Origin of the sequence: Burkholderia sp. Ed8, from assembly GCF_040761425.1 — a bacterium.
In the GTDB taxonomy this organism is placed as follows: Bacteria; Pseudomonadota; Gammaproteobacteria; order Burkholderiales; family Burkholderiaceae; genus Burkholderia; species Burkholderia seminalis.
The window spans coordinates 1,004,843-1,028,785 of sequence record NZ_CP142889.1; the positions used below are offsets into that span (position 1 = coordinate 1,004,843).

Consider the following 23,943-nt stretch of genomic DNA (forward strand, 5'->3'; position numbering starts at 1 on the left):
GCCCGAACCGCGTATCCGCTCGATTAGGTTATCGACTGGCCTTTCGAGGAGGCGGCACCCCGGTACTCCTCGGAATTTTGCCTGCCGTGTGTTCGTGAGCGCACCGTGCAGGCCTTTTTATTCCTCGAACCAGCATTCGCGCGGACATTGACCGCCGATGCTCGCTCGTCTGTTCCGCGTGGCACCCGGCGATGAAATCGCCGTCTGGCATGGCGAATGTCACCGGCAACATGAATCCTGCATTGGCGGGAGGCGGCGTAGTGCCGTAGCGGTCGTGATTCGAGAATCACTGAAAAGACGTGTGTCATTTCGCACGGAATGTTATCGGGACAATCGTGAGGGCGATCGGATAAATCCGGCATGGATTCACCCTTGATTCCATCAGCCATCAACAAGGCGAATTCGGACGCAAGCGATAAATGCGCGAGTCGCGATGAATATGATGCACTGCGGAAACACGGAAGTGACGACATTCCGACGGGCACACGGATGGGCACGCTGACCGGCGAGCGCACCGCAGCGTGCCGCGGCACAGCGGAATGACCGCCTCGCGGCGCCATGAGTTCTGACGTGAAGTGCCGGTGCGGAACGAGGATGGATGCTGGACTGAAAATTAGGAGTTCATATCAATGAATTCGTTGATCAATCGAGCGACCGATATCGGGCTGATCGTGCTGGGCGCGTTCATTCCCGCGTTGATCGGTGCCACCGGCGGCGCGCGCGGGACGCTGTTCGACGGCGCGCTCGTCGCGTTTGCCGCCGCGCTGGCCTTGTCGGTATTTCCCGCCTGTGGCATCTACGACGCGGCGCGCACGCGTTCGGCACTGCACGTGCTCGGTCGAACCGTGCTCGCGTGGATCGTCGTGCAGGGCGTGAGCACCGCGCTGCTGTACATGCTGCATCGCGCGCACGTGCTGTCGAGCGAGTGGTTCGTGTACTGGACGCTCGCCAGCGGGATCGGCCTGATCGCGTTCCGTGCGCTGACGCTCGCGCTCTTCGGAATGATCGAGCGTGCCGGCGATCGGATGCGTGCGGCGGCCATCGCGCACGCCGACCTGCGCGGCCAGCGCGAGATCGGCCACCGCGCGGTGGGGCGCGTGAAGCGCATGGTCAAGCGCGGCTTCGACCTGGTGTGCGCGTCGTTGCTGCTCCTGATGCTGGCGCCGGTATTGCTGGGCATCGCGTGGATCGTGCGGCGCGACGGCGGCCCGGCGATCTTCGGGCACGAGCGCGTCGGCCGCGACGGCCGGCGCTTCAAGTGCCTGAAATTCCGCTCGATGGTGACGAACGCCGATGCGGTGCTCAAGGCGCTGCTCGAGCGCGATGCCGACGCCCGCGCGGAATGGGATCGCGAATTCAAGCTGAAGAACGATGTCCGCATCACGCCGATCGGACGCCTGCTCCGCAAGACGAGTCTCGACGAACTGCCGCAGCTGCTGAACGTGCTGAAGGGCGACATGAGCCTCGTCGGGCCGCGCCCGATCGTCGAGGCGGAACTCGAACGCTACGGCACCGACGTGCGCTACTACCTGATGGCGAAACCGGGGATGACCGGACTCTGGCAGGTCAGCGGCCGCAACGACACCGACTATTCGACGCGCGTGTCGCTTGACGTGTCCTACGTGCGCGAATGGTCGCTGCGGCGCGACATCGGCATCCTGTTGCGGACGATCAACGTGGTGGTGCGCGGATCGGGCGCGTATTAGCCGCTGCCGCGCGCACGTCGCGAAGGATGGGCGGCGGCGCGTCACCGTGGCAGGCGCGGCGGGGTTCGGCAGTGAGCAGTGGCGGCAAGCATGTCCGGTCTCGACAGGGGTGCTGTACTCGCGTTCGACACGACGCGGGGCGACCGGTGAAATTTCAAATTAAAAGAGTGCGAGGGTGTAATGCAGAGGTTGCGTCAAATGGAGTCGGCGCGCGCGATCGCGCCGCGCCGGCCAATGCGTGTCGGTTCGCTCGTGATGATCCCGCCGCTGTGTGCGTTGCTGGGCGCGTGCGGCATCGCGCCGGGCATGCGCATGCAGCAGCCGACGTCGATTCCGCTGCAAAGCGTGGCCGCGCAGGCGGAGAGCACCGTGCTGCCGGTGTCGATCACGAACATCGATCTGTCGCTGATCCGGCGCATGCGCGACACCGAACGCAGTACGCGCGGCGAAGCGCGCGATGTCGTCGGGTCGCCGGATGCCTACACGATCGGGCGCGGCGACGTGCTGCAGATCGTCGTCTGGGATCACCCCGAACTCGCGGCGGCGCTCGGCGCGCCGGCGCAGGCGGCGCCGCGACCGGCCGATGCGCCGCCGGGCTTCGTCGTCGACCAGGACGGCACGCTGCAGTTCCCGTTCGCGGGGCGCCTGCCGGTGGCCGGACTGACGGCCGAGCAGGTTCAGACGCAGCTCACGCGGCGTCTCGACAAGACGTTCAGGAATCCGCAAGTCACGGTGCGCATCGCATCTTTCCGCGCGAAGCAGGTGTATATCGAGGGTGAGGTGCATACGCCGGGCTCGCAACCCGTCAACGACATCCCGATGACGCTGTACGACGCGATCGGGCGGGCCGGCGGCTTCGCGGCGTCGGCCGACCAGAGCCGCGTCGTGCTCGTGCGCGACGGCGTCGAACGCCGGCTCGACCTGACCGAGATGGCCGAGCAGGGGCGCAACCCGTCGACGATCGTGCTGCGCAACGGCGATCTCGTGCGCGTGCTGCCGCGCGACGAGAGCGGCGTGTTCGTGATGGGCGAGGTCAACAAGCCCGTGACGGCGTTGCCGATGCGCAATGGCCGGCTGACGCTGAGCGAGGCGATCTCGCAGGCCGGCAGCTTGAACGCGAACACGGCCGATGCGGCGCAGGTCTACGTGGTGCGCGGGATGCAGGACGAGCAGCCGCAGGTCTATCACCTCGACGCGCGCTCGCCGGTCGCGATGGTGCTGGCGAATCAGTTCCAGCTGAAGCCGCAGGATGTCGTGTACGTCGACGGCAACGGGCTGGTGCGCTTCAGCCGTGTGCTCAGCCTGTTGCTGCCGGCCATCAACGCCGGCCTGACCGCGGCGATTGCGACCAAGTGATGGAATCGATCCTGATCGTCTGCGAGGGCAACATCTGCCGCAGCCCGATGGCCGAAGCGATGCTGCGTGACGCGATGCCCGGGCGCCGCATCGCGTCCGCCGGCCTGAACGCGCTGGTCGGCATGCCGGCCGCGCCGTATGCGCAGGACGTCATGCGGATGCGCGGCTTCGACGTGTCGACGCATCGCGCGCAGCAGATCGGCCGCTTGCTGTGTACCGACGCCGACCTGATCCTCGTGATGGACCGTCGCCAGCGGACGTCACTCGAGAACCAGTTCCCGTTCGTGCGGGGACGCGTGTTCCGTCTCGGCGAGTACACGGATTTCGACGTGCACGACCCTTACCGCCAGCCCCGATTCGTGTTCGAACGCTGCGCGCGGCTGATCGAGCTCGGCGTGTCCGAGTGGTCGAAGCGCCTGCGTATCGTCTGACGCGGCCGCAGGTCGATGCCCCAATGAAACCCCATATGCCTCCCGTCGCTGCCATGACCCAACCCTCCGCCCCGCCGCAGCCCACCGCCGAAGACGGCAGCGAGACCGACTTCGTCGCGGTGCTCGACATCCTGCTGGAAAGCCGTTGGCTGATCGCGATCATCACGTGCGTGCTGCTGGCCGCGGGCCTCGCGTATGCGATGCTCGGCAAGCCCGTGTTCGAAGCCAACATCATGGTCCAGGTCGAGGACAGCCCGGACACGTCGGCCGCCAAGTCGTTGCTCGGCGATGTCTCCGCGCTGTTCGACGTGAAGTCCTCGGCCGCCGCCGAGCAGCAGATCCTCGCGTCGCGCCTCGTCGTCGAACGCGCGGTCGACAAGCTCAACCTGTTCATCGACGCCGAGCCGAAGCGCTTTCCGCTGATCGGCGACTGGATCTCGCGCCATGCCGACGGCCTGTCCGACCCCGGCCTGGCCGGTTTCGGCGGCTACGCATGGGGCCGCGAGCACATCGACGTGCCGCGCTTCGACGTGCCGCGCAAGAACGAAGGCGATGCGTTCTCGCTGACGAACCTCGGCGGCAAGCGCTACCGGCTCGAAGGCGGCGATTTCGATGCGCCGGTCGAGGGCACGGTCGGCACGCTCGAGCATTTCAGCTCGCCGCGCGGGCCGGTCACGCTGCTGGTCGCGTCGATCGCCGCGAAGCCGGGCGCCGCGTTCGTGCTGGTGCGCAACTCGCGGCTGAAGACGATCGAGGACATCCGCGACCGCCTCAACGTGCAGGAGCGCGTGAAGCAATCGGACGTCGTCGTCGCCAGCCTGCAGGACACCGACCCGAAATGGGTCAGCGACACGATGAACGAGATCGGCCGCCAGTACGTGCGGCAGAACATCGAGCGGAAGTCGGCGGAGGCCGCGCAGTCGCTCGAGTTTCTCAGCGGGCAACTGCCGCAGCTCAAGCAGCAGCTGACCGATTCCGAGGCGCGCCTGACGAAGCTGCGCAACGAGCACGGCACGGTCGACCTCACCGAGGAAGCGAAGCTCGCGCTGGCGCAGACCGCCGACGCGAAGACGCGCCTGCTCGAGTTGCAACAGAAGCGTCAGGAGCTGATGTCGCGCTTCACCGAGCGGCATCCGAGCGTCGCGGTGATCGACGAGCAGATCGCCGCGCTGAACGGTTATCGGAATACGGCCGAACAACAGATCCGGCGCCTGCCGGACCTGCAGCAGGATACCGTGCGGCTGATGCTCGACGTGAGGGTCAACACCGACCTCTACACCGCGTTGCTGAACAACATGCAGCAGCTGCAACTCGTGCAGGCCGGCAAGACGGGCAACGTGCGCCTCGTCGACACGGCGGCGGTACCGGAAGTGGCGGTGCGGCCGAAGAAGGCGCTCGTCGCGCTCGCGTCGTTGCTGCTCGGGCTGCTCGCCGGCTGCGGCACCGCGATCACGCGATCGATGCTGTTCCATGGCATCTCCGATCACAACGAGATCGAGCGCCGTCTCGGCCTCGCGGTGTACGCGACGGTGCCGATCAGCGACCATCAGCGCGACCTGGCCGAGGAGGCCGCGCGCAAGCGCGGTCACAAGTCGATCCTGTCGATCGACTTCCCGAACGAACCGGCCGTCGAGTGCCTGCGCAGCCTGCGCACCGCGCTGCAGTTCGCGATGCTCGAGGCGAAGAACAACATCGTGCTGATCGCGGGCCCCGCGCCGGGCGTCGGCAAGACCTTCCTGTCGGCGAACCTCGCGGTCGTGATGGCGAGCGCCGGCAAGCGCGTGCTGCTGATCGACGGCGACATCCGCAAGGGCCGGCTGCATGACTATCTCGGTTTTCCGCGCGGGCGCGGCTTCACGGAGCTGATCGCCGGCAGCGCGCGCGTGGAGGACGTGATTCACCGCGAAGTGGTCGACGGTCTCGACTTCATCTCGACCGGGACGATGCCGAAGAACCCCGCGGAGCTGCTGCTGAACCGCAATCTTGCGGCGCTGATGGACGACCTGTCGTCACGCTACGACATCGTCGTGATCGACTCGGCGCCGGTGCTCGCCGTGCCCGATACCGGCATTCTCGGCGCGGTCGCCGGCACCGCGCTGCTCGTCACGATGGCGGGCAGGACGAAGCTCGGCGAGATCGGCGAATCCGTGAAGCGCTTCGCGCAGAACGGGGTCCGCCTGAGCGGCGTCATCTTCAACGGCGTCAACCCGCGGCTTGGGCAGTACGGATACGGGTCGAAGTACGGCGGGTACCGCTACGTCGCGTATGAATACGGGGCGCAGGATGCGTGACGCGCTCACCGCCGCCGGCGGCCCGGCCCGCGTATCCGGCCGCGCATCGCGCACGGAGGCGAGATGATCAATCCACGGGATTCGATCGTGTCGCTTGCCGGCGTCGTGCTCGGCCAGATCGCGCTGTTCGCCTGCATCTTCGTGATCGGACGGCGCTTCGGGCCCGACTCGCTCGGCCATTTCAACTATCTGCTCGCGCTCGCGACCTTCGTCGGCACGCTGCTCGCGTTCCGCTACGAACTCGCGTGCGTCGACGACAGGCCGGGCGAGTCGTTCAACGCGTTCGTCAACGTGACGGCGCTGAGCCTGGTCGTGACCGCGGCGTTCGGCGTCGTGATTGCCGTCGCCGGGCGCCGGGATCTCTCTCGTCGCCGTCTATGCGCTGGCCACGTTCGTGCAACTGGCCGCCGGTTCCTATTTGAACAGCCTCAGGCGTTATGGCTGGATCGCGCTGTCGCGCGTGGTGGTCAACGGCATGTTCCTCGCGGGCCTCGTGCTGTCGCTCGCCTGCCCAGCGTGCGGAAGGGTCGACGTGTTCGCGCTGTACACGTGGGCGACCGCGGCGGTGTCGATCGTGATGGCCGCGGCCATTCTGCTTTCCGGCTATCGCGCCGGGTACGCGTTCAGGCTGTCGCACGCGTTCTTCGTCAGGAACCGCCGTTTCGCGCTGTACATCCTGCCGTCGACGCTGTGCGCGTCGGTGCTGACCTACGCACTGTCGATCGCGATTCCGCACTGGTTCGACGCGCAGAGCGCCGGCTACTTCGCGGCTGCGTACCGGCTCGGCTTCTTTCCGGTGTCGCTGATCGCGCAGAGCGTCGGCGGCGTGTTTCGCCGTGACGCGATCGGTGCGATGGCGCGTCCGGATGCGGGCACGACCGTGCCGCGCGTGTACCGGACCTACGCCCGCGCGCTCGCGGTGCTCGCGGTCGTGTACATGGCCGGCGGGCTGCTGCTGTTCGCGCCGCTCGTGAACCGGTTCTTCGGCCCGAGCTGGCACGGCTCGGTCGGGTTCTATCACAGCCTGATGCCGCTGTTCGCGCTGCAGCTGATCTACGTGCCGCTGTCGCAGATCTTCCTCGCGACGCGCGCGCAGCGCGTCGATTTCCTGTTTCAGCTGACCTGCGGCGTGTGCCTGTCCGGTGCGCTGGGCATCGCGCGGCTGATGAACCTGTCGGCCCCGGCGAGCGTGCAGGTTTTTTCGCTGACCGGCGCGGCGCTGATGGCAGCCGGCATCGCGCTCACGTACCGGGTCCTCGACACGAACCTGTCCCGATCCCGCGCGCTGGCGTGAGATCGCCGCAACGACGAATGAGCACACCATGATCCTGATCGTCATCGATTCCCTCGAGCGCTACTACTTCGCGACCCGGCTCGTGAGCGCGGTGCGGCACGAATACGAGTTCGCGTTCCTGACGAGCGAGCCGGTCGCGCACCTCGGCCTGCTGCTGAGCGGCTATCGCTCGGTGTACCTGAACCGGCTGATGCCGATCGACGTGCCCGACGGGCACGCGGCCGACCGCACGCCGTACCCGCTGTCGATCGAGGTACTGAACGGGCAGATGACCGAGGCGCGCGCGAAGCGCGAGTCGGCGGCGATCTTCCATATCGCATCGGAGGTGCTGCGCGGCCTGCGGATCGAGCAGTGCGTGATGTGGAACGGACAGCAACTGGTGTGCCGCGCGGTGCGGCAGGCGTGCACGGTGTACGGTGTCGCGACCCGCTTCATCGAGATCTCGAACCTGCCGGGCAAGCTGTTCGTCGATTCGCTGGGCGTCAATGCGCTGTCGACGATCAGCCGCCACCCCGAGAGCATCGATCGGTTGCCGCTGCCCGACGAGCACATGCATGCGCGCTGGCTGTCGGCCTACGAGCGCTACAAGCAGATGCCGCTGCCGCAGGCGCGAACGTCGTTCGCGCGCAAGGCCATGTCGGCGACCAACTACGTGATGAAGGTGGTCAGCCGCGGCGTCGGCCGCCGGCGCCTGACGAGCGTGCGGGCGCGCAACGGGATGCCGGCGCCGCGCCAGGCCACGTACATGTCGGCGGACGCGCTGGCGACGAGCCGCTATGTGTTCCTGCCGCTGCAGGTATCCGGCGACACGCAAATCAAGCTGCATTCGGACGTCGACAATCTCGAGGCGATCCGCCGTGCGTTCGCGTTCGCGGCGAACGAGAGCGCCGACCTGTTCGTGAAGCTGCATCCGGCCGAAACCGATGCGGCCGAGATCGAAGCGATCGTGCGCCTGCAGGAGACGTATCGCTTCGAAATCGCCACGTCGCCGACGACGGACCTGCTGCGGCACGCGTATGCGGTCGTCACGATCAATTCGACGGTCGGGCTCGAGGCGATGCTGTACGGCAAGCGCGTGGTGTCGCTCGGCCGCTGCTTCTACAAGGAATTCGATCGCGAGCGGCTGCTGAAGTACATCCATTCGTTCCTGGTCGACGGCATCGACTACTTCGGCGCCGCGCGCATTCCCGCCGATGCTGCACGGCGCGTGTTCGAGAGGCGGCACTGACATGCGCATCACGTTGCGTCAGACCGCCGAGGCGATCGCCGAAGACTGCCGCCGCAATGCGTTCGTGAAGACGCGCAGCGTGGTGATCTTCTACCGCGTCGTGCACTACCTCGCGTGCCGGAGCCGGTTCACGCTGCTGGCCGGCGCGCCGCTGATCCTGCTCTACATCGTGCTGTGCGACTGGCTGATGGGCATCGAGATTCCGGTGAAGACGAAGATCGGCAAGGGGCTCGCGCTCTATCACGGCACCGGCCTCGTGATCAACGGCTACGCGGTGATCGGCGACTACTGCACGCTGCGGCACGGCGTGACGATCGGCAACACGATCCGAAAGGACGGCACGCTCGGCGGCGTGCCGACGATCGGCGATCACGTGGAGTTCGGCGTGCACAGCGTCGTGCTCGGCGCGGTGCGGGTCGGCGACGGCGTGCGGATCGGCGCGGGCGCGGTGGTGTTGCGTGATGTGCCCGACCGTTGCGTGGCCGTCGGCGTCCCCGCGCGCATTCTCGACAACGAACAGGAACCGACATGAAAGTGTTCATTCTGCATCCCGGCAAGGCGAACTATCCCGAGATAGCCGCTTACCGCAGCCGCCTGGGGAAGCACGGGTTCGAGGTATTCGACGGCGATATCGACGCATACGCGCGCTTTCCCGATCGGGACGTCTGCATCCTGTGGTGCATCATGGGTTTCTATCGCACGCTGCCGCCCGCGCGGTTCGTGATTCACGATTACCGGTCGCTGTCGGTCGGTCGGCTCGCGGCCGTCAAGGATGGCGTGAAACGCGTGCTGAACGTGCGGCCCGATCTGCGGATCTTCCAGAACGAGCAGATGCGCGACGCGATGGCGTTTCGAGATGGCGTGCGCACGTTGCTGTTGCCGATGGGCGTGCCGGACTGGATCTTCGCGCCGGCCGAGGCGGGGAGCGACCGTGTCGCGCCGATGCCGTCCGCCAGGTTCTGCTATATCGGCGAAATGAGCCGCGAACGCGGTTTTCAGAAGGTGCTGGCCGCCTATCGCGACGCGCGTCGCGACGCGTCGGACACGCTCGTGCTGGTCGGCCAGCCGGAGCCCGAGATCCACGCGGCGTTCGTCGATACGCCGGGTATCCGTTTCGTCGGCCGCGTGCCGCAACCGGACGCGCTGCGCATCGTCCGCGACAGCGAATACGCGGTGTGCTTCTTTCCGTATCACCGGCCGCATTGCTTCCAGACGCCGACGAAGCTGCTCGAGTACGCGTCGCTCGGCAAGAAGATCATCTGCAACGACGCGCCGTCCAACGTGCGCACCGCGCACGAACTCGGCATCCAGTGCCACGTCACCGGTGCGGCGATCTTCGACGAACTGTTTCCGCTGTCGCGGGTCCGGGCGACCCGGCCCGACCCGGCGGCGATGCAGTCGCTCGAATGGGGCCGCGTGATCGAGCGCTCGGGCGTGCTCGCGTTTATCGATGCGGTCGCGGGGCGCCGTCCGGGTGCCTGACGACGTCATTCGCCGTCAGCGCGGCGGCTCATCCCTCATGGAACGGATTCCGATGAAGATCGTCCACATGGTCGAATCCAGCGCCACGGGCACGTTGTCGATGGTGTGCCTGATCGCGAATCGCCTGGCGTGCGACGGCCACGACGTGCATGTCGTCTACTCGGTGCGGCCCGATACGCCGCCCGGTCTTGCCGCGATGTTCGACAAGCGGGTGTCGCTGCGCCACGTCCAGATGAAAGGCGCGGGCCTGTTGCGGACCGCGGGCCGGCTGCGTGCGACGCTCAACGAGATCGGCCCGGACGTCGTACACCTGCACTCGTCGTTCGCCGGCTTTCTCGGGCGGCTGTCGACGCTGTTCGCGCTGCCGAAAGCGGCGTTCTTCTACAGCCCGCACTGCATCTCGTTCATGCGCCGCGACATCTCCGGCGTGAAGCGGCTGGCATTCGTCGGTCTCGAATGGGTCGCATGCGTGCGCAAATGCCTGTACGTCGCATGCTCGGAAAGCGAGGGCCGGGCGATCCGCGCATGGCTGCGCCAGCCGGTGGTGGTGGTCGAGAATGCGGTAATCGATCGGCCGTCGTCGGTACCGGCGGGCGACGACGGCCGGCCGGCCGGCGGCCCCCTGCGCGTGGTGACGGTCGGCGGCATTCGCGCGCAAAAGAATCCGGCGCTGTTCGCGCAGATCGCGCACGGCCTGCGTGCGCGCGGCGTGCGCTTCGTCTGGATCGGCGACGGCGACGATGCATCGAAGGTGCGCCTGGCCGAGGCGGGCGTCGAGGTGACCGGATGGTTGCCGCACGACGAGGTCGCGCGGCGGCTTGCCGGCACGGACGTATACCTGTCGACGTCGTCGTGGGAGGGCATGCCGGTGTCGGTCATCGAGGCGATGCTGGCCGGGCGGCCCGTCGTCGTGTCCGGGTGCGCCGGCAATGTGGATGTCGTGCGCCATCTGCAGACCGGTGTGATCTACGCGTCGGCCGCCGACGCGGTCGCGTGGCTGGAGCGTCTCGCCGGCGACGGCGCGCTGCGCCGGGAGCTGGCACGGCGGGCGAGCGGCGAGGCGCGGCACCGCTTCGCCGAGGCGCGCTTGTTGGGCGAGCTCGTGCCGCTCTATGCTGCACGGACGACCCGCTAACGACAGCATCCCCCATTTCGTGGAGAACCGTATGAATGTAACCCTCACCCCGGATGTCACCGTCGGCAACGACTTGCCGTTTGTCCTGTTCGGCGGCCTCAACGTGCTCGAAAGCCTGGACTTCACGCTCGACGTCTGCGGGACGTTCGTCGAGGTCACGCGCCGTCTCGGCATTCCGCTGGTGTTCAAGGCGTCCTTCGACAAGGCCAACCGCTCGTCGATCCACTCGTATCGCGGCGTCGGATTCGACGAGGGGCTGCGGATTTTCGACGCGGTCAAGCGCCGGTTCGGCGTGCCCGTGATCACCGACGTGCATGAAACTTGGCAGGCCGAGCCGGTGTCGCAGGTCGTCGACGTGCTGCAGGTGCCGGCGTTCCTCGCGCGCCAGACCGACCTGGTGGTCGCGATCGCGCGGACCGGCAACGCGGTCAACATCAAGAAGCCGCAGTTCATGAGTCCGACGCAGGTCGAGCACATCGTGTCGAAGTGCCGCGAAGCCGGCAACGACCGCGTGATCCTGTGCGAGCGCGGCTCGTCGTTCGGTTATGACAATCTCGTCGTCGACATGCTCGGCTTCCGCCAGATGCGCGACACGACGGGCGACTGCCCGGTGATCTTCGACGTCACGCACAGCCTGCAGATGCGCGATCCGGGCGGTGCTGCGTCGGGTGGCCGGCGGCGCCAGGTGCTCGACCTCGCGCGCGCCGGGATGGCGGTCGGGCTGGCCGGGCTGTTCCTCGAAGCGCATCCCGACCCCGACCGCGCGCGCTGCGACGGCCCGAGCGCGCTGCCGCTCGCGCTGCTCGACGCGTTCCTGCAGCAGGTGAAGGCGGTGGACGACCTGGTCAAGCGGCTCCCGCCGCTCGATGTCCGGTGAGCGGCGCGACGTATCGCGGGCCCGTGCGCCTGGTGCTGTTCGACGTCGACGGCGTGCTGACCGACGGCTTGCTGCACGTCACGCACGAAGGCGAGTGCATGAAGAGCTTTCACGCGCACGACGGGGTCGCGGTCGCGCTGCTGCGCGCGCACGGCATCCGCACCGGCATCCTGTCGGGCAAGCACAGCGGCGCGTTGACGTGGCGCGCGGCGCAACTCGGCGTCGACGTGCTCGTGAGCGGCTGCGACGACAAGGGCGCCGGTTATGCGGACATCAAGGCGCGGCAACGGGTCGACGATCATGAAGTCGCGTATGTCGGCGACGACGTGAACGATCTCCCGGTCATCGAACGCGTCGGCGTGTCGTATGCGCCGGCCGATGCGCATCGGCTCGTCCGCACCCGCGTCGACCATGTCGCGCGCGCGGCCGGCGGCCGCGGCGTCGCGCGCGAGGTGGCCGAGCATCTGCTGATGGAGGCCGGGCTGTCGCTCGACGACGCATACCGGCCGTTGCTCGAACAATGGAGCGGTCATGACGTCGTTCAATAACAGGCGGACGGTGCGCGTCGTGATTCCGGCGCGGTACGGTTCGGCGCGGCTGCCGGGCAAGCCGCTCGTCGATCTGGCGGGCGAACCGATGATCGTCCGCGTGCATGCGCGCGTGCGCCGCGCGCTGCCCGATACCGACATCGTCGTCGCGATCGACGACGCACGCATCGCCGAGGTACTCGACGCGCGCGGCATCCGGTTCGCGATGACCGATACCGGTCACGCGTCCGGCACCGACCGCGCGGCGGAACTCGCGCGGGCGTTTGGCTGGCCCGACACCGATGCGGTGCTCAACGTGCAGGGCGACGAACCGCTCGTGCCGACGGCGCTGCTGAGGGCATTCGCCGGATTTTGCGGCGCGGCGCCGGATCTCGGTGTCGCGACGGTCGCCTGCCCGGTCGGGCAAGGCGCGCTGCTCGACGAGCCGGCGATCGTCAAGCTCGTCGTGGATCGCCACGGCCGCGCGCTGTACTTCTCGCGTGCGGCGATCCCGTTCTGCCGCGACGGGCGGCCGGCGGCGGACGGTGCGAGCGGGACCGGGTTTCTGCGCCACATCGGCCTCTACGGCTACGCGAATGCGACGCTGCAGGCGCTGGCGAGCGCGGCACCGTGCGAACTCGAACAGCTGGAGAAGCTCGAGCAGTTGCGCGCGCTGTGGCTCGGCATGCCGATCGACGTGATGCGCTGGCCCTATGCGCCGCCCCCCGGCATCGATACGCCCGACGACGTCGCCCGTGTCGTCTCCCTTCTCAAACGGCAAACCCATGATGCGACAGAACCATATTGAATCCGCCCGGCAGGTCTTCGAGATCGAGTTGCGGGCATTGGCCGGCGTGGCCGCGCGGCTCGATGCGAATTTCGAGCAAGCGGTCGAGATCGTCCTCGCGTCGAGCGGCCGCGTCGTCGTATGCGGGATGGGCAAGTCCGGCATTGTCGGCAGGAAGATCGCCGCGACGCTGTCCAGCACGGGTACGCCGGCTTTCTTCATGCATCCGGGCGAGGCCTATCATGGCGACCTCGGCATGGTGACGCCGGACGACGCGTTTCTCGCGATTTCGAATTCCGGCGAAACGGACGAGGTGATCAAGCTGATTCCGTTCCTGCGCGGCAACGGCAACGACCTGATCGCGCTGACCGGCAACCCGGCGTCGACGCTCGCGAGCGCCGCGCGGGTTCATCTGGACATCGGCGTCGAACGCGAGGCGTGCCCGTTGCAGCTCGCGCCGACCGCGTCGACGACGGCAACGATCGCGATGGGTGATGCGCTGGCGGTCACGCTGATGCGGGCGCGCGGCTTCCAGCCGGAACATTTCGCGCGCTTCCATCCGGGCGGCTCGCTCGGCCGCCGGCTGCTGTCGACGGTCGACGACGAAATGGCGCGAGGCAACCTGCCGTTCGTGACGGAGGCGACGTCGACGCTCGACGTGCTCGACGCGATGACGCGCGGCCGGCTCGGGCTCGCGATCGTGAGGCGCGACACCGGCTGGGGCATCGTGACCGATGGCGACATTCGTCGCGCGATCGAGCGGCATGGGGACGGCGTGCTGCGGCGCACGGCCGCCGACATGATGTCGATCGAGCCGTCGACGGTACGGCCCGGGACGCGGGTCGAGGATGCGTTGCTGCTGATGCAGCAGCAGCGCATCGGCGCGTTGCTGGTGGTCGACGGCGGCGACGTCGTCGGCGTGTTCAAGAAATAGCGAACGGGCCGCGCCCGCCGCGTGGGGCGGCGCGCGGGAGACGTGCCGGCACACCGGCGTGCGCTATTGCAGGCTTTGCGTCAGCGCGGCGGATGCCGCGTCCTGACGAAACCGGCGCACACGCAGGAACGTGACGAAATTCGAGTCGTGCTGGCTCGCGGCGCCGCCTTCCGGGTCGTCGAACGCGACGCGCAGCACCGCGACGAGGTCGTTGCCGTCGAATTGCCAGTCGACGTACTGGAAGCCGTGCCGTTTCGGATCGGCGTGCTGCAACACGACGCGCCGCGCGGTCCACTGCCGGAGATCGGGCGACGACAGCAGCACCAGCGTGTTGCGGACGCGTTCGAGGTTCATCCGCCGGGCGCTCTTCGGCACCGCATTCGTGATCGTCCAGTACTGCTTCGACTGCGGATCGAAGCGGATCGTGAACTTCTTCCCGGCGCCGGGCAGGTCGATGAAATCGCGTGCCGGGTCGAACGACAACGTGCGGCCGTCGTTGCCCGTCGCCACCAGCGCGGCCTTCTCCGGGCCGTTCGCGGTGTTTACGCGCAGCACGACGGCGGGCGCGGCGCCTTGCCGGCCGACCACGTTGCCTTCTTCCCATGACTGGAACCTGCCGTCGAGCCAGCGCTTGTCCGACGGCAGGTGCGCGGACGCGCGCCAGTTGCGGGCATCGAGCAGGTCGCGATCGACGGGCGCGGACAGGACCAGTGCACGCAGGTCGCCGTCCTCGACGCTTTCATACGCGCGCCACACGCGTCCACGATCGACGAGGACCGGCACCGGCCCGGTAATGTAGCGCCCCGCATAAGGCAGCAGCCCGGTGGACGCGTCGACCGGCGTGGTCCACGTTTCGCCGCCGTCTTCGGAGCGGCGAATCGTCGGCGTGCCCATCGAACGGTTGGTCCCCATCAGGTACAGCGCACCGTTCAGCACGAACAGCGACGACCAGTACTGGTCCGGCACGTCGCCGAGCTTCGACCAGGTCGTGCCCTTGTCGTGCGACGTGAACACGGACACCCGGTTCTGCGCCGACGCGGCGCCGAATGTATCGAAGCTCGCGACATAGTCGCCGTTCGGCAGCACGGCCAGCGACGGCGAGCCGAGATAGACGCGCGTGGCGGCCGGGCTGTGCGCGATCACCTCGCCGGGCGGCGCGGGCGCGGTTTGCGCGCGAACCGCCGTCACCATGCAGCCCAGGCATAGCGCCGCGATCGTCGACCGTTTCAGCGCGCGGAACGTCGAGGCAGGTCGAAGCGAGTTCATGTCAGGTGCGCGAGCGGCTTGCCGCCGGATGGGTTCGGGATGGGACGGGCAACCGCGCGCCGGTTGGGCGCGTCCTGGTCGGCCAGCACGACGAACAGCAGGATGGTGAGCCAGAGCATGCCATAGAGCACGTGATACTTGAACAGCAGGATCGGCAGCAAATAAAGCAGATACTTGCGCCGGCCCTTGCGGCGGAACAGCATGACAAGCGCACCGCCGAACACGACGGAACCGGCGATGCCCGCGGCGAACACGAGGTAGACGTAGAACGAACTGTCCCGCACCTGGTAGCCGCGCAGGTGCGTTTTCCCGACGTTGTTGCGCTCGTCCCAGAACAGGCCGCCGCCGAACACGCCCGCGACGACGTCGCGCTCGGTCAGCTCGGTCAGCACGAGCGTCCGGCTGCCGACCGCATCGTAATCGACCGACTGGTTCACCCGCTGATCGTACACGCTGTAGAGCCAGGGCACGCACGCGAGCGCGACGACGACGACGGCGATCCGCGTCCGCAGCCGCCCGCGCCCAGTGAGCACGTGCAGCCCGCACAGCGCCGCGCAGACGACCATCGACGCGACCGAGAAGCTGAGCAGTGCGGTGGCGAACCCGATGACGGGCGCGAGCGTGATGCGTCGCTTCGACAGCAGCAGGATCACCGCGCTCGGGACGACCGTCATCGCATAGAACGACGGTTCGGAATACAGGCCCAGCGCACGGATCGAAATCAGGCTGTCGGACAGCGCCTTGGTCGCATAGAGCGCTTCGGAGTCCGCTTCGCGCACGTAACTGTCGAAATCGATGAAGGTGCCGGTTCCGAGGTAGAAGACGAGCTGGAACGCGAAGAACGCGGCATGCACGTAGATCAGCGTCTTGCACGCGGTGTCGAGCGATGCCCGTGTGAGTACGCCGCCGGCGAACATCCAGTAGCTCAACGCGATGTACGTCTGGATCAGCACGAACTTGATGAAGAAGTTCACGTAGAAATCGCCGAACGCGGACAGGATGAAGGCGAGGCAGGTGCTGATCAGCCAGTACGTGCACACCGGAAACAGATGGCGCTGCCGGTTCATCAGTGTCGGCGCGCGCAGAAAGGCGAGCGCGCACAGCAGCACATACGCGGCGAAGGTGGCCCGCACGCTGAACGCGTTGAGCGAGAAGAACAGTACGCTGGCTGAAAAGAGCAAGGTCGACATGCGTGTGCCCGATCGGAGGCTCCGGATCCGCTGCGTGCCGGCCGTGCCGGTGCCGCGCGGCGAGAGGTCGTGCGGCGCGTGGCAAGGTGCCCGCGGGGAGGGCGGGCATCGTGTCGCGCCGCGTCGCACGCGGAATGTGCGTTCGTCGTCCGGGACGAAGCGCTTCCGGCGACCGAGGATAGACGACTGGACAGTCGGGCGAGCCGGGCCGTCCGATCCGGGCGGCATTCTGTCCGTTTCGGGCGGGGTCGGCGGAGCGCGCGATGTGCCGGAGGCCGGCGAGGGCGTTCGCAGCGTACGGTCCAGGCGCGGCCGTCACGGCTGAAACGCGAATCGCCCGCACAAGAACGGCGAATACAGTTCGATCGCCTCCTGAATCGGCACGTGGCGCCCGTACGCGGTGGCCGACACGGCCAGCAGCGAGCCGACGACGAGCACGCGATAGCGTGCGTCGACACGCGGCGTGCCGTGTCGCCACACGAATGCCAGCGCGACCGCCGAGCCGACGAGCCAGCCGGCGACGACTTCCGATGGCGTGTGCGCGTCGTCGAACACGCGCGCGACGCCGATCAGCGCGCCGAGCGCGAGCCCGAGCCCGAGCCCTAGCGGCAGCGCTCGCGACGCGCTCGCCCGCGGTTGCATGCCACCGCTCAGTGCCAGCACGCACACCATCGGCCAGACTGCGGACGCGAGCATCGTATGCCCGCTGATCACACGAAAATGTATCGGGCGGATCTGGATACCGCAGCCGGCGTACAGCATTTTGGTCGCGCCGACGAGCGCCATGCCGGCCGCGAGCATCAGCGCCCACGACGCCGCGCGATGCCGTCCGGCCGTCGAGCGCACGAGCCACGCGATGCATACGACGGCCAGCGGCAGCGTCAGCGCCGCGTCGCCGAGATCGCTGACGGCGGCCCACATGATCGGATTCGTGATGGCCGCCCCGTCAGGCGGCCAGCAGCGCAGACATGCGGGTGGCCAGATAGCTTTCGAAATCCGCGGCCACTTCGGGGTGCCGCAGCGCGAACTCGACCGTCGCCTTCAGATACCCGAGCTTGCTGCCGCAATCGAAACGCGTGCCGTCGTAGCGATGGGCAAGCACCTGCTCGTCGGACAGCAGCGACTGGATCGCGTCCGTCAACTGCAGCTCGCCGCCGGCACCGGGCCGTAGCGCGCGCAGATGCTCGAACACCTTCGGCTTCAGCACGTAACGGCCGACCACGCCGAAATTCGACGGCGCCTGCGCCGGCTCCGGCTTCTCGACGATGCGGGACAGCTTGAACAGGTTGTCCTCCCAGCGCTTGCCTTCGATCACGCCGTACGACTTCGATGCGTCGGGCGCGATTTCCTCCACGCCGATCACCGACGCGTGATAGTGATCGAACACGTCGATCATCTGGCGCAGCACCGGCGTCGGGCCGTCGAGCAGGTCGTCGGCGAGGATCACGGCGAACGGCTGGTCGCCGACCAGTTTCTCCGCGCACAGCACGGCATGGCCGAGCCCCAGCGCTTCGGCCTGGCGCACGTAGAAACAGTCGACGTGGCTCGGCTTGATGCCGCGAACCAGCGACAGCAGCTTTTCCTTGCCGCGCGCTTCGAGCTCGGCCTCGATCTCGTAGGATTTGTCGAAGTGGTCTTCGATCGCGCGCTTGCTGCGGCCGGTCACGAAAATCATTTCGGTGATGCCCGCGTCGATCGCTTCCTCGACCGCATATTGAATCAGCGGCTTGTCTACGACGGGCAACATTTCTTTCGGGCTGGCTTTGGTCGCCGGCAGAAATCGCGTGCCGAGACCGGCAACCGGAAATACGGCTTTCGTCACTTTCAACATGATTTTCGAATTCCATCCGTTCAGGATCAGGCATCAACAATGCCGAGGGTAACCGGCGATGCGTGCATGCAATCGTCGCGCGCCGGTGCCATATCGTTCGCGCAGCCGGACTCGCGCGCCGTTCGACCATCGTATGAGTGTTCGCGTTTCGAGTAGAGACCGAATCTAGGCTGAATCCGACAGCGATGAGCGGCGAATCGCGAATTGAGATTGCCGAATTCGAATATGTCTGATGCCATCTAGGAATTGTCGGCATGACGTCGATCGCATGACATAGATTCAGGCATCCATTACTGGACGGCCGGTCTCGGCGCCGCGCGTGCGGCATGCGACGATCGCCGTCGGCTCAGGAGCAGTCATGACCGAACGGGGCGATATCTTCGATGCAATTGCGGAATTCAACCGCGCGTATCTCGTGCTCGCGCAGCGCATATTGCGGATCGACTACGAACAGGGCAAGCGGCAATTGGGTATCTCGGATGAAATCGCCGCATCGATCGACGCGTTGACGCTGGATCAGATCGATGAACTCGCGGCCGGCGGCGAACTGGTTTGTGAATTTCGCGCCGAAAACGCGCCGGGCCGCGCTTGATCCGTTTTCAGGCTTTATCGAATGGATGTTCCGGTCGCGCCGTTTCACGAGATCGCATCGTCGCGGCCGTTCGTTTTTTTCACCAACAGAATGTGGAGAAGTTGCATGCCCGGTTATCGCGAATTGAAGGCGCAAGCCGATGAACTGATGAAGCAGGTCGAGGAAGCCCGGCTCGCCGAACTGGAGGCCGTCATACAGGAGATTCGCACTCGGGTCGCCGAATATGGCCTGACCGCCGGACAGATATTCGGGCGCCGCGGCAGCGCGTCGAAAGCGGCGCCGCGAAAGCGCGCGTCGGCGCCGCGCTATCGTGACCCGAAGACCGGCGCGACGTGGAGCGGGCGCGGGCGCGAGCCGGCCTGGATCAAAGGCGGCCGTCGCGACCGGTTCCTGATCGAGCGCAGTGCCGGTTGAGCGTGAAGACTTTCGACTTCCGCTTCGCGGCGGCGGAGCAGTCGCTTGCGAAGTGTTGGCCCGGGGATTCCGCGACGTATGCATAGGAGACCGGCGTTGCCGGTCTTCTGATACATGCTGTCATCGAATATTTGAACACCGGCCTTGGCGGTGTTCGCGCTCGCTTCACCTGCTGAGTGCGAATTCGCAGGACAGGATTGTTTTTCCCGATCACAATCAGTCTTCCTGTGTCAGCCGAAACAAGACGCCAGCGATAGCGCGAATCTTGGACTGTGCGGCTAGCTGGAATGGATAGGCGACGAAGTACGACAGGTGCGACCGCCATAAGCCGCTCACTCAGAGACTCGAACCCGTCTCCCGCCAGGAAAATAAGCAATACAAATCAATAACCGGAAAGCTACGAGTTCGCGTCGCGGTGATGGTTGTCGAAAATCCGCCTTGCTTCTCGGAAGCGGTCCGCATTCTCGGCGATCCAGGTCCACGGCGGGACCACGCGAACGAGCAGGTCCATGCCCATGTCGGATAACTCGTATTCGACTCTAGCGGGCACCTCATCGAAATCGTGACGGAGCACAAGACCGTCACGTTCGAGTTGTCGTAACGTGCGCGTCAACATCGGCTGAGTCACCCCGTGCATGCGCCTGCCGTACACGCCGAGCGTATGAAAGCAATGTGGCAGCTGCCAGGAGCGGCTTGTCGGCGGTCGCTGACGGCGCGGAGGATGAGATAACAGGTTAGGGGCGGCATCAGCCGGTCCGACGCTACCGCGATGCCATTCGACCGGGTTCGGCCAGAACCGGCTCTTGGACAAGCAACGCCGAATCGTTGACAATTCGCTTTCTCACATTGGACTTACCACTGCCGAGATAATATGCGCATCAACGTTGCAGTCTCCGATCGCACCGCCCAGTATCAAACAATTGCGCTGATACTGGTCTCGATGTTTTGTTTTGCGGTCGTCGATGCACTGGGCAAAGCGGTAGCCCTCAACTATCCAGCTAACGAGGTGACATTCTTCCGAATGCTGTTCGGGATTGTGCCGGCTGTTCTCGCCAGTCTTCATGGCGGTTCGCTTGGCCCTCGGATCCGAAGGATCGACCTTCGCGGACAGACAATTCGTGCACTCACGCTTCTCGGCGCCTCAGGACTCTTTTTCGCGGGCTTGCCGTATCTGCCGTTGAGCGAGGCCGTGGCAATCGTCTATTCGGAGGCTATTTTTGTTGTTGTCCTCGCCCCTTTCTTGCTTGGGGAATGCTTACTCGCGCGAAATGCCGTTGCCGCGTCCGTAGGCTTTGTCGGGGTCCTTCTAGTAGTCCGACCTCAGGGCAGCTTGTCGAACTTCCTTGGCCCAGGTCTGTTGCTACTGAGCGCTTTGTGCGGTGCTCTTTCTATGATTCAGCTTCGCAAGCTCAAAGCTGGCGATGACTCAAGCATTACGGTGCTTTTCTTCACGGCCTTCGGGACTGCCGTTACGGGTGTTTCTTTATTGTTTGCCTGGAGGACTCCGACACTCAAAGACTTATTTATCTTAGTGCTGCTTGCAATATTTTCGACAGTCGGCCAGATTTTATTTACGGTGGCAGTCCGGCGTGACAGCGCTGCGAAACTGGCGCCCTACACTTACACAAGTATCATTTGGGCAACGCTTTTCGGCTTCTTCGTATGGGGCGAAAAGCTAGATGTCGTTCCAGTCGTCGGAATCATTGGGATTGTCGGGAGTGCAATCGCTGTCGCCATCCGGGAAGAGCCACCGGAGGGACCCGCAGTCTAGTCTGACAAGCAGGCTTGGCTGTGATTGGCCGATACGAGTCGATGCACACGCGACAGAACTGTGTCGACCGCGAACGACCGGGATCGAGGAAATTGAAGGCCCCCTATGGGTCGGCTACAGCCGATCGTGTTGGGCGGAAATCGGCCAAACGCGGAAGTTCGCTATGTCAACGTCAACGTCCGATGCAGCCTGCCAAGAGAAGTTGAGCTCAGGCCATCCGGCGTCCTGTCAGGATAAGTGCATTATCCGAATCATTGAACAAGATTAACGCGCGAACGGACGCCGTTAGCCGTATCTGCGAACTTCAACACCCGCCGCGCGGCTAGCCGGATCGGCAATGCTGGCGTCGTGACAGCTTGACCGGCCCAATGCGATCGAGTTCGAGGCGTCAGATGACCGACGCCTGCAAACGCCTCACTCGAACGTGATGAACTGTGCCGACGACCATACCTTGCTGTCGTTGCGCTGCCGCCCGAAGAAATAGACGGGGCGATACCCGAACGATGCGTTGTCGGGCGCCACGTCGATGCTGCCCGCGAGATCGACGGGCAGCGGCTTGTCTGTCAGCCGTTCGACCGCGACGAAAAGCTCCGTGCCGCCGAGTGCGTGTGTCGCCGATTCGCGCGCGAGCAACTCCGCGCCGCTGATTTCGAAGCGGAACGCAGGGGCGTGCACGAACGGATTGCGTTCCAGCGGGTCGCCGACCTTCGCGAAGCTGTCGATCGTGCCCTCGACCACGATCGTCGCGGCGGCGAGATTGCCGACGTCGAGTTCGATGCTGTCCGCGTCGCCGTAGGTGTCGCTGCGGAACTCGATGTCGGTCGCGCCGGTGCGCCATGCCGACTCCTCGACATGCTCGAACCCGTTCGACCCGAAACGGTGAATCGTGCCGTTGACGATCCGGATCCGGCCGCGCCACGCAGCCCAGCGATAGCGGTCGCGGATGCGTGCACCGCCCCAGCGGACCCGGACCAGCCGCTCCGCGTAGCCGAGTTCCGCGTGCAGGTTGCGTTCCCACAGCAAGCCATCGTGATCATACGCGGCCACGTATTCCCAGCCCGACTGGCCGAGCAGCCGATAGTCGAGCCGCGCCGGCCCTTCGTGCGCAAACGCGTCGCCTTGCCGGTGATCGCCGCAGCGCACCAGCAGCGCACTGTGCTCGCCGGTCGTCGCCCACGTGCGGCGCGCGCGCAGCGCTGCGCCGACGTGCTTTCGATCGAGCCCGGGCGCCAGCACGCCCGTCAGCCCGCCATGCACGCCGAAGACCTGCACGCCGGGTGCGCCGCCGCCGGGCCGGCCGCGATGTTCGTCGCCGCTGGCCGCGACGCCGAGCTGATAACCCCGTGCGATCACGTCCTGGTACAGCCAGCCGAAATGGCCCCACGACGATGCGATCTCGACGAGCCGCTCGAGCTCCGGATGATGCCAGTCGGGGATATAACGACGACCGCCCACGTGCGGCATGACCAGATGTTGCGCGGCATTGTCCGCATACGCATCCCACAGTTCCTCGACGGGCCAGCGGCCGAGTTCGACCGCATGACCCTTCATGTCTTCGTTCCAGACCAGCGTGCGATTGTGCTCGCCGCGCGCGTTGTACGGGAAATCCGGTTGGTCGTCGCCGAGGAACACCACGTTGTGGTCGCCCCCTGCCGTCGAGCTGCCGCACCATTCCTGCACCGGATACACGACAAACCGGCCCGGTTCGTTGAAGCGCTCGACCGCGTCGACGCCGAGCCGCCAGTTCTCGTCGGTGATCTGGAAGTCGTTCGCGGTGTAGCCGAGCACGTCGATACCGCCGATGTCGCGTGCGTAGCGCGCGTTGTACTCCGGACTGTTGGTACCGACGGTGTCATGTGCGTGCACGTGAAGGTCCGCATACAGCGCCCGCGGCACGGGCAGCGACGCGTCGACCGTCAGCCACGCTTCGGCCGCACGCACGTCCGGGTGCCCCGGTACGTCGGCGACGATGCGCAGCGTGCCCGCGTCGACCGGCAGGTCGTCCACCGCCCAACTCGCAAAGCCTGTATCGGGCAGCGCGTGTTCGCGCCGGTAAACGATCTCGCCGCGGGCATCGTACGCGACGACCCTGGCATGACCGCCGACATCGCGGCACGCGTTGCCCCAGCGGTCCTGAAGCGACAGCCGGAACGGTGCGCGCGTGCCGGGCCGCACGAAGCGCGGGCCGTTCAGCAGCACGTCGGACGGCGCACCGGCACGGATGTCGATCGACACGTCGCCGGGCACGGCGACGAAGCGCGACGTGCCGAGCGGGTCGACGTAGAGCCGGAAGCGGAAGTTGTCTTCGGCGAAGGTCTGCACGCGCGTGCCGGGGCCGCGGCGGCGGTCGCCAAGACGGATCACGATCCGGTCGCCGGCATTCACGTAGCCGTCGACGATGTCGACGATCACGGCCTTCTGGAACGGCCGCTCATGCCCCTTCTGGTCGAAGCGCACGTTCAGCGCCTGCACGGTGGCCGGGCTCTGGCCCGGCACGAGCGGCGCCGCGTGGTACTCGGCGCTGATGTAGTTCGCGGCGCTCGGGTCGCTCGTCTGGAACAGCGCCCAGTCGGAATAGAACTTGAAGGTCGCCTTTAGCCAGCCGCCGTCGGCGATGCCGGACGAGCCGACTTCGTAGTCGAGCACGATTTCGCTCCACTCGCCGGCGTCGAGCCGCGTGAGGTTGCATTGCACGCGTCCGGCGAACGGCAGGCGTTTGTGGCGTTCGTAGAGCCCGTCGGGCGCAACGTGCGGGCCCAGGCGGTCGCGCAGCGCGGCGGCGCGTGCGTCAATGGTATCGATGGCGTCGTGGGATGCGTTCATTGTGGAAT

The 23,943-nt window shown here is 66.3% G+C and carries 21 protein-coding genes and 2 pseudogenes; 17 read left to right on the forward strand and 6 right to left on the reverse strand.

The window, feature by feature from the left end:
• The first annotated feature begins 360 nt into the window (after positions 1-360).
• The 14 genes and pseudogenes from VXM69_RS38725 to VXM69_RS38790 all read left to right on the forward strand — a co-directional run bounded on the left by VXM69_RS38725 (position 361) and on the right by VXM69_RS38790 (position 14,048).
• On the forward strand, positions 361-543 hold the full coding sequence (locus VXM69_RS38725) for a hypothetical protein (protein ID WP_124670535.1): 183 nt from the start codon (positions 361-363) through the stop codon (positions 541-543).
• An 86-nt stretch (positions 544-629) separates the two neighbouring features.
• Positions 630-1,706, forward strand: a complete 1,077-nt coding sequence (locus VXM69_RS38730) for a sugar transferase (RefSeq protein ID WP_049035390.1) — start codon at positions 630-632, stop codon at positions 1,704-1,706.
• 234 nt (positions 1,707-1,940) lie between these two features.
• Positions 1,941-3,062, forward strand: a complete 1,122-nt coding sequence (locus VXM69_RS38735; protein WP_226104034.1) for a polysaccharide biosynthesis/export family protein — start codon at positions 1,941-1,943, stop codon at positions 3,060-3,062.
• Complete coding sequence (locus VXM69_RS38740) at positions 3,059-3,493, forward strand: low molecular weight protein-tyrosine-phosphatase (protein WP_069706634.1); 435 nt, start codon at positions 3,059-3,061, stop codon at positions 3,491-3,493. Before VXM69_RS38735 ends, VXM69_RS38740 begins: the two co-directional genes overlap by 4 nt.
• A gap of 53 nt (positions 3,494-3,546) precedes the next feature.
• Positions 3,547-5,784 (forward strand): polysaccharide biosynthesis tyrosine autokinase, encoded by a 2,238-nt coding sequence (locus VXM69_RS38745; RefSeq protein ID WP_367190560.1) that lies wholly within the window; start codon positions 3,547-3,549, stop codon positions 5,782-5,784.
• 63 nt (positions 5,785-5,847) lie between these two features.
• Positions 5,848-7,078: pseudogene (locus tag VXM69_RS38750) on the forward strand (lipopolysaccharide biosynthesis protein).
• 28 nt (positions 7,079-7,106) lie between these two features.
• On the forward strand, positions 7,107-8,306 hold the full coding sequence (locus VXM69_RS38755) for a capsular biosynthesis protein (RefSeq protein ID WP_367190561.1): 1,200 nt from the start codon (positions 7,107-7,109) through the stop codon (positions 8,304-8,306).
• A 1-nt stretch (position 8,307) separates the two neighbouring features.
• Complete coding sequence (locus VXM69_RS38760) at positions 8,308-8,838, forward strand: serine O-acetyltransferase (protein WP_175027306.1); 531 nt, start codon at positions 8,308-8,310, stop codon at positions 8,836-8,838.
• Complete coding sequence (locus VXM69_RS38765) at positions 8,835-9,788, forward strand: glycosyltransferase (protein ID WP_175027305.1); 954 nt, start codon at positions 8,835-8,837, stop codon at positions 9,786-9,788. The genes VXM69_RS38760 and VXM69_RS38765 overlap by 4 nt, the downstream gene beginning before the upstream one ends.
• Before the next feature lie 52 nt (positions 9,789-9,840).
• Entirely contained in the window at positions 9,841-10,923 is a 1,083-nt protein-coding gene (locus VXM69_RS38770; RefSeq protein ID WP_367190562.1) for a glycosyltransferase, read from the forward strand.
• 31 nt (positions 10,924-10,954) lie between these two features.
• Complete coding sequence (gene kdsA, locus VXM69_RS38775) at positions 10,955-11,800, forward strand: 3-deoxy-8-phosphooctulonate synthase (RefSeq protein ID WP_124609278.1); 846 nt, start codon at positions 10,955-10,957, stop codon at positions 11,798-11,800.
• Positions 11,797-12,348 (forward strand): HAD family hydrolase, encoded by a 552-nt coding sequence (locus VXM69_RS38780; RefSeq protein WP_034190913.1) that lies wholly within the window; start codon positions 11,797-11,799, stop codon positions 12,346-12,348. The genes kdsA and VXM69_RS38780 overlap by 4 nt, the downstream gene beginning before the upstream one ends.
• Positions 12,332-13,135: a 3-deoxy-manno-octulosonate cytidylyltransferase gene (kdsB, locus tag VXM69_RS38785; RefSeq protein ID WP_367190563.1), complete on the forward strand. Its 804-nt coding sequence runs from the start codon at positions 12,332-12,334 to the stop codon at positions 13,133-13,135. The genes VXM69_RS38780 and kdsB overlap by 17 nt, the downstream gene beginning before the upstream one ends.
• Complete coding sequence (locus VXM69_RS38790; protein ID WP_367190564.1) at positions 13,113-14,048, forward strand: SIS domain-containing protein; 936 nt, start codon at positions 13,113-13,115, stop codon at positions 14,046-14,048. Before kdsB ends, VXM69_RS38790 begins: the two co-directional genes overlap by 23 nt.
• A gap of 63 nt (positions 14,049-14,111) precedes the next feature.
• Here VXM69_RS38790 and VXM69_RS38795 read toward each other — a convergent pair whose 3' ends face one another.
• The 4 genes from VXM69_RS38795 to galU form a co-directional block, all read right to left on the reverse strand.
• A complete protein-coding gene (locus VXM69_RS38795; protein WP_367190806.1) occupies positions 14,112-15,239 on the reverse strand; it encodes a sialidase family protein in 1,128 nt (375 codons plus the stop codon).
• A gap of 71 nt (positions 15,240-15,310) precedes the next feature.
• Positions 15,311-16,504 (reverse strand): hypothetical protein, encoded by a 1,194-nt coding sequence (locus VXM69_RS38800; protein ID WP_301742822.1) that lies wholly within the window; start codon positions 16,502-16,504, stop codon positions 15,311-15,313.
• 315 nt (positions 16,505-16,819) lie between these two features.
• Positions 16,820-17,425: a phosphatase PAP2 family protein gene (locus tag VXM69_RS38805; RefSeq protein WP_367190565.1), complete on the reverse strand. Its 606-nt coding sequence runs from the start codon at positions 17,423-17,425 to the stop codon at positions 16,820-16,822.
• Between the two features lie 25 nt (positions 17,426-17,450).
• Entirely contained in the window at positions 17,451-18,335 is an 885-nt protein-coding gene (gene galU, locus VXM69_RS38810) for a UTP--glucose-1-phosphate uridylyltransferase GalU (RefSeq protein ID WP_034190918.1), read from the reverse strand.
• Positions 18,336-18,654: 319 nt separating this feature from the next.
• Here galU and VXM69_RS38815 point away from each other — a divergent pair, with 319 nt between their 5' ends.
• Both VXM69_RS38815 and VXM69_RS38820 read left to right on the forward strand, forming a co-directional pair.
• Positions 18,655-18,927 (forward strand): flagellar transcriptional regulator FlhD, encoded by a 273-nt coding sequence (locus VXM69_RS38815; RefSeq protein ID WP_226104033.1) that lies wholly within the window; start codon positions 18,655-18,657, stop codon positions 18,925-18,927.
• Between the two features lie 105 nt (positions 18,928-19,032).
• The gene (locus VXM69_RS38820; protein ID WP_367190807.1) at positions 19,033-19,341 is read left to right on the forward strand and encodes an H-NS histone family protein; all 309 of its coding nucleotides are present in this window, start codon (positions 19,033-19,035) and stop codon (positions 19,339-19,341) included.
• A 397-nt stretch (positions 19,342-19,738) separates the two neighbouring features.
• Here the strand turns inward: VXM69_RS38820 and VXM69_RS38825 are convergent.
• Positions 19,739-19,987, reverse strand: a pseudogene (locus tag VXM69_RS38825) (winged helix-turn-helix transcriptional regulator); the annotation flags it as partial.
• 225 nt (positions 19,988-20,212) lie between these two features.
• On the opposite strand from VXM69_RS38825, the gene VXM69_RS38830 reads away from it, so the two are divergent.
• Positions 20,213-21,112 carry a DMT family transporter gene (locus tag VXM69_RS38830; RefSeq protein WP_367190566.1) on the forward strand — a complete coding sequence of 300 codons (900 nt, stop codon included), beginning with the start codon at positions 20,213-20,215 and terminating at the stop codon, positions 21,110-21,112.
• A 414-nt stretch (positions 21,113-21,526) separates the two neighbouring features.
• Here the strand turns inward: VXM69_RS38830 and VXM69_RS38835 are convergent, their stop codons facing one another.
• Positions 21,527-23,935, reverse strand: coding sequence for a hypothetical protein (locus tag VXM69_RS38835; protein WP_367190567.1), 2,409 nt, complete (start codon positions 23,933-23,935; stop codon positions 21,527-21,529).
• Positions 23,936-23,943: the final 8 nt, after the last annotated feature.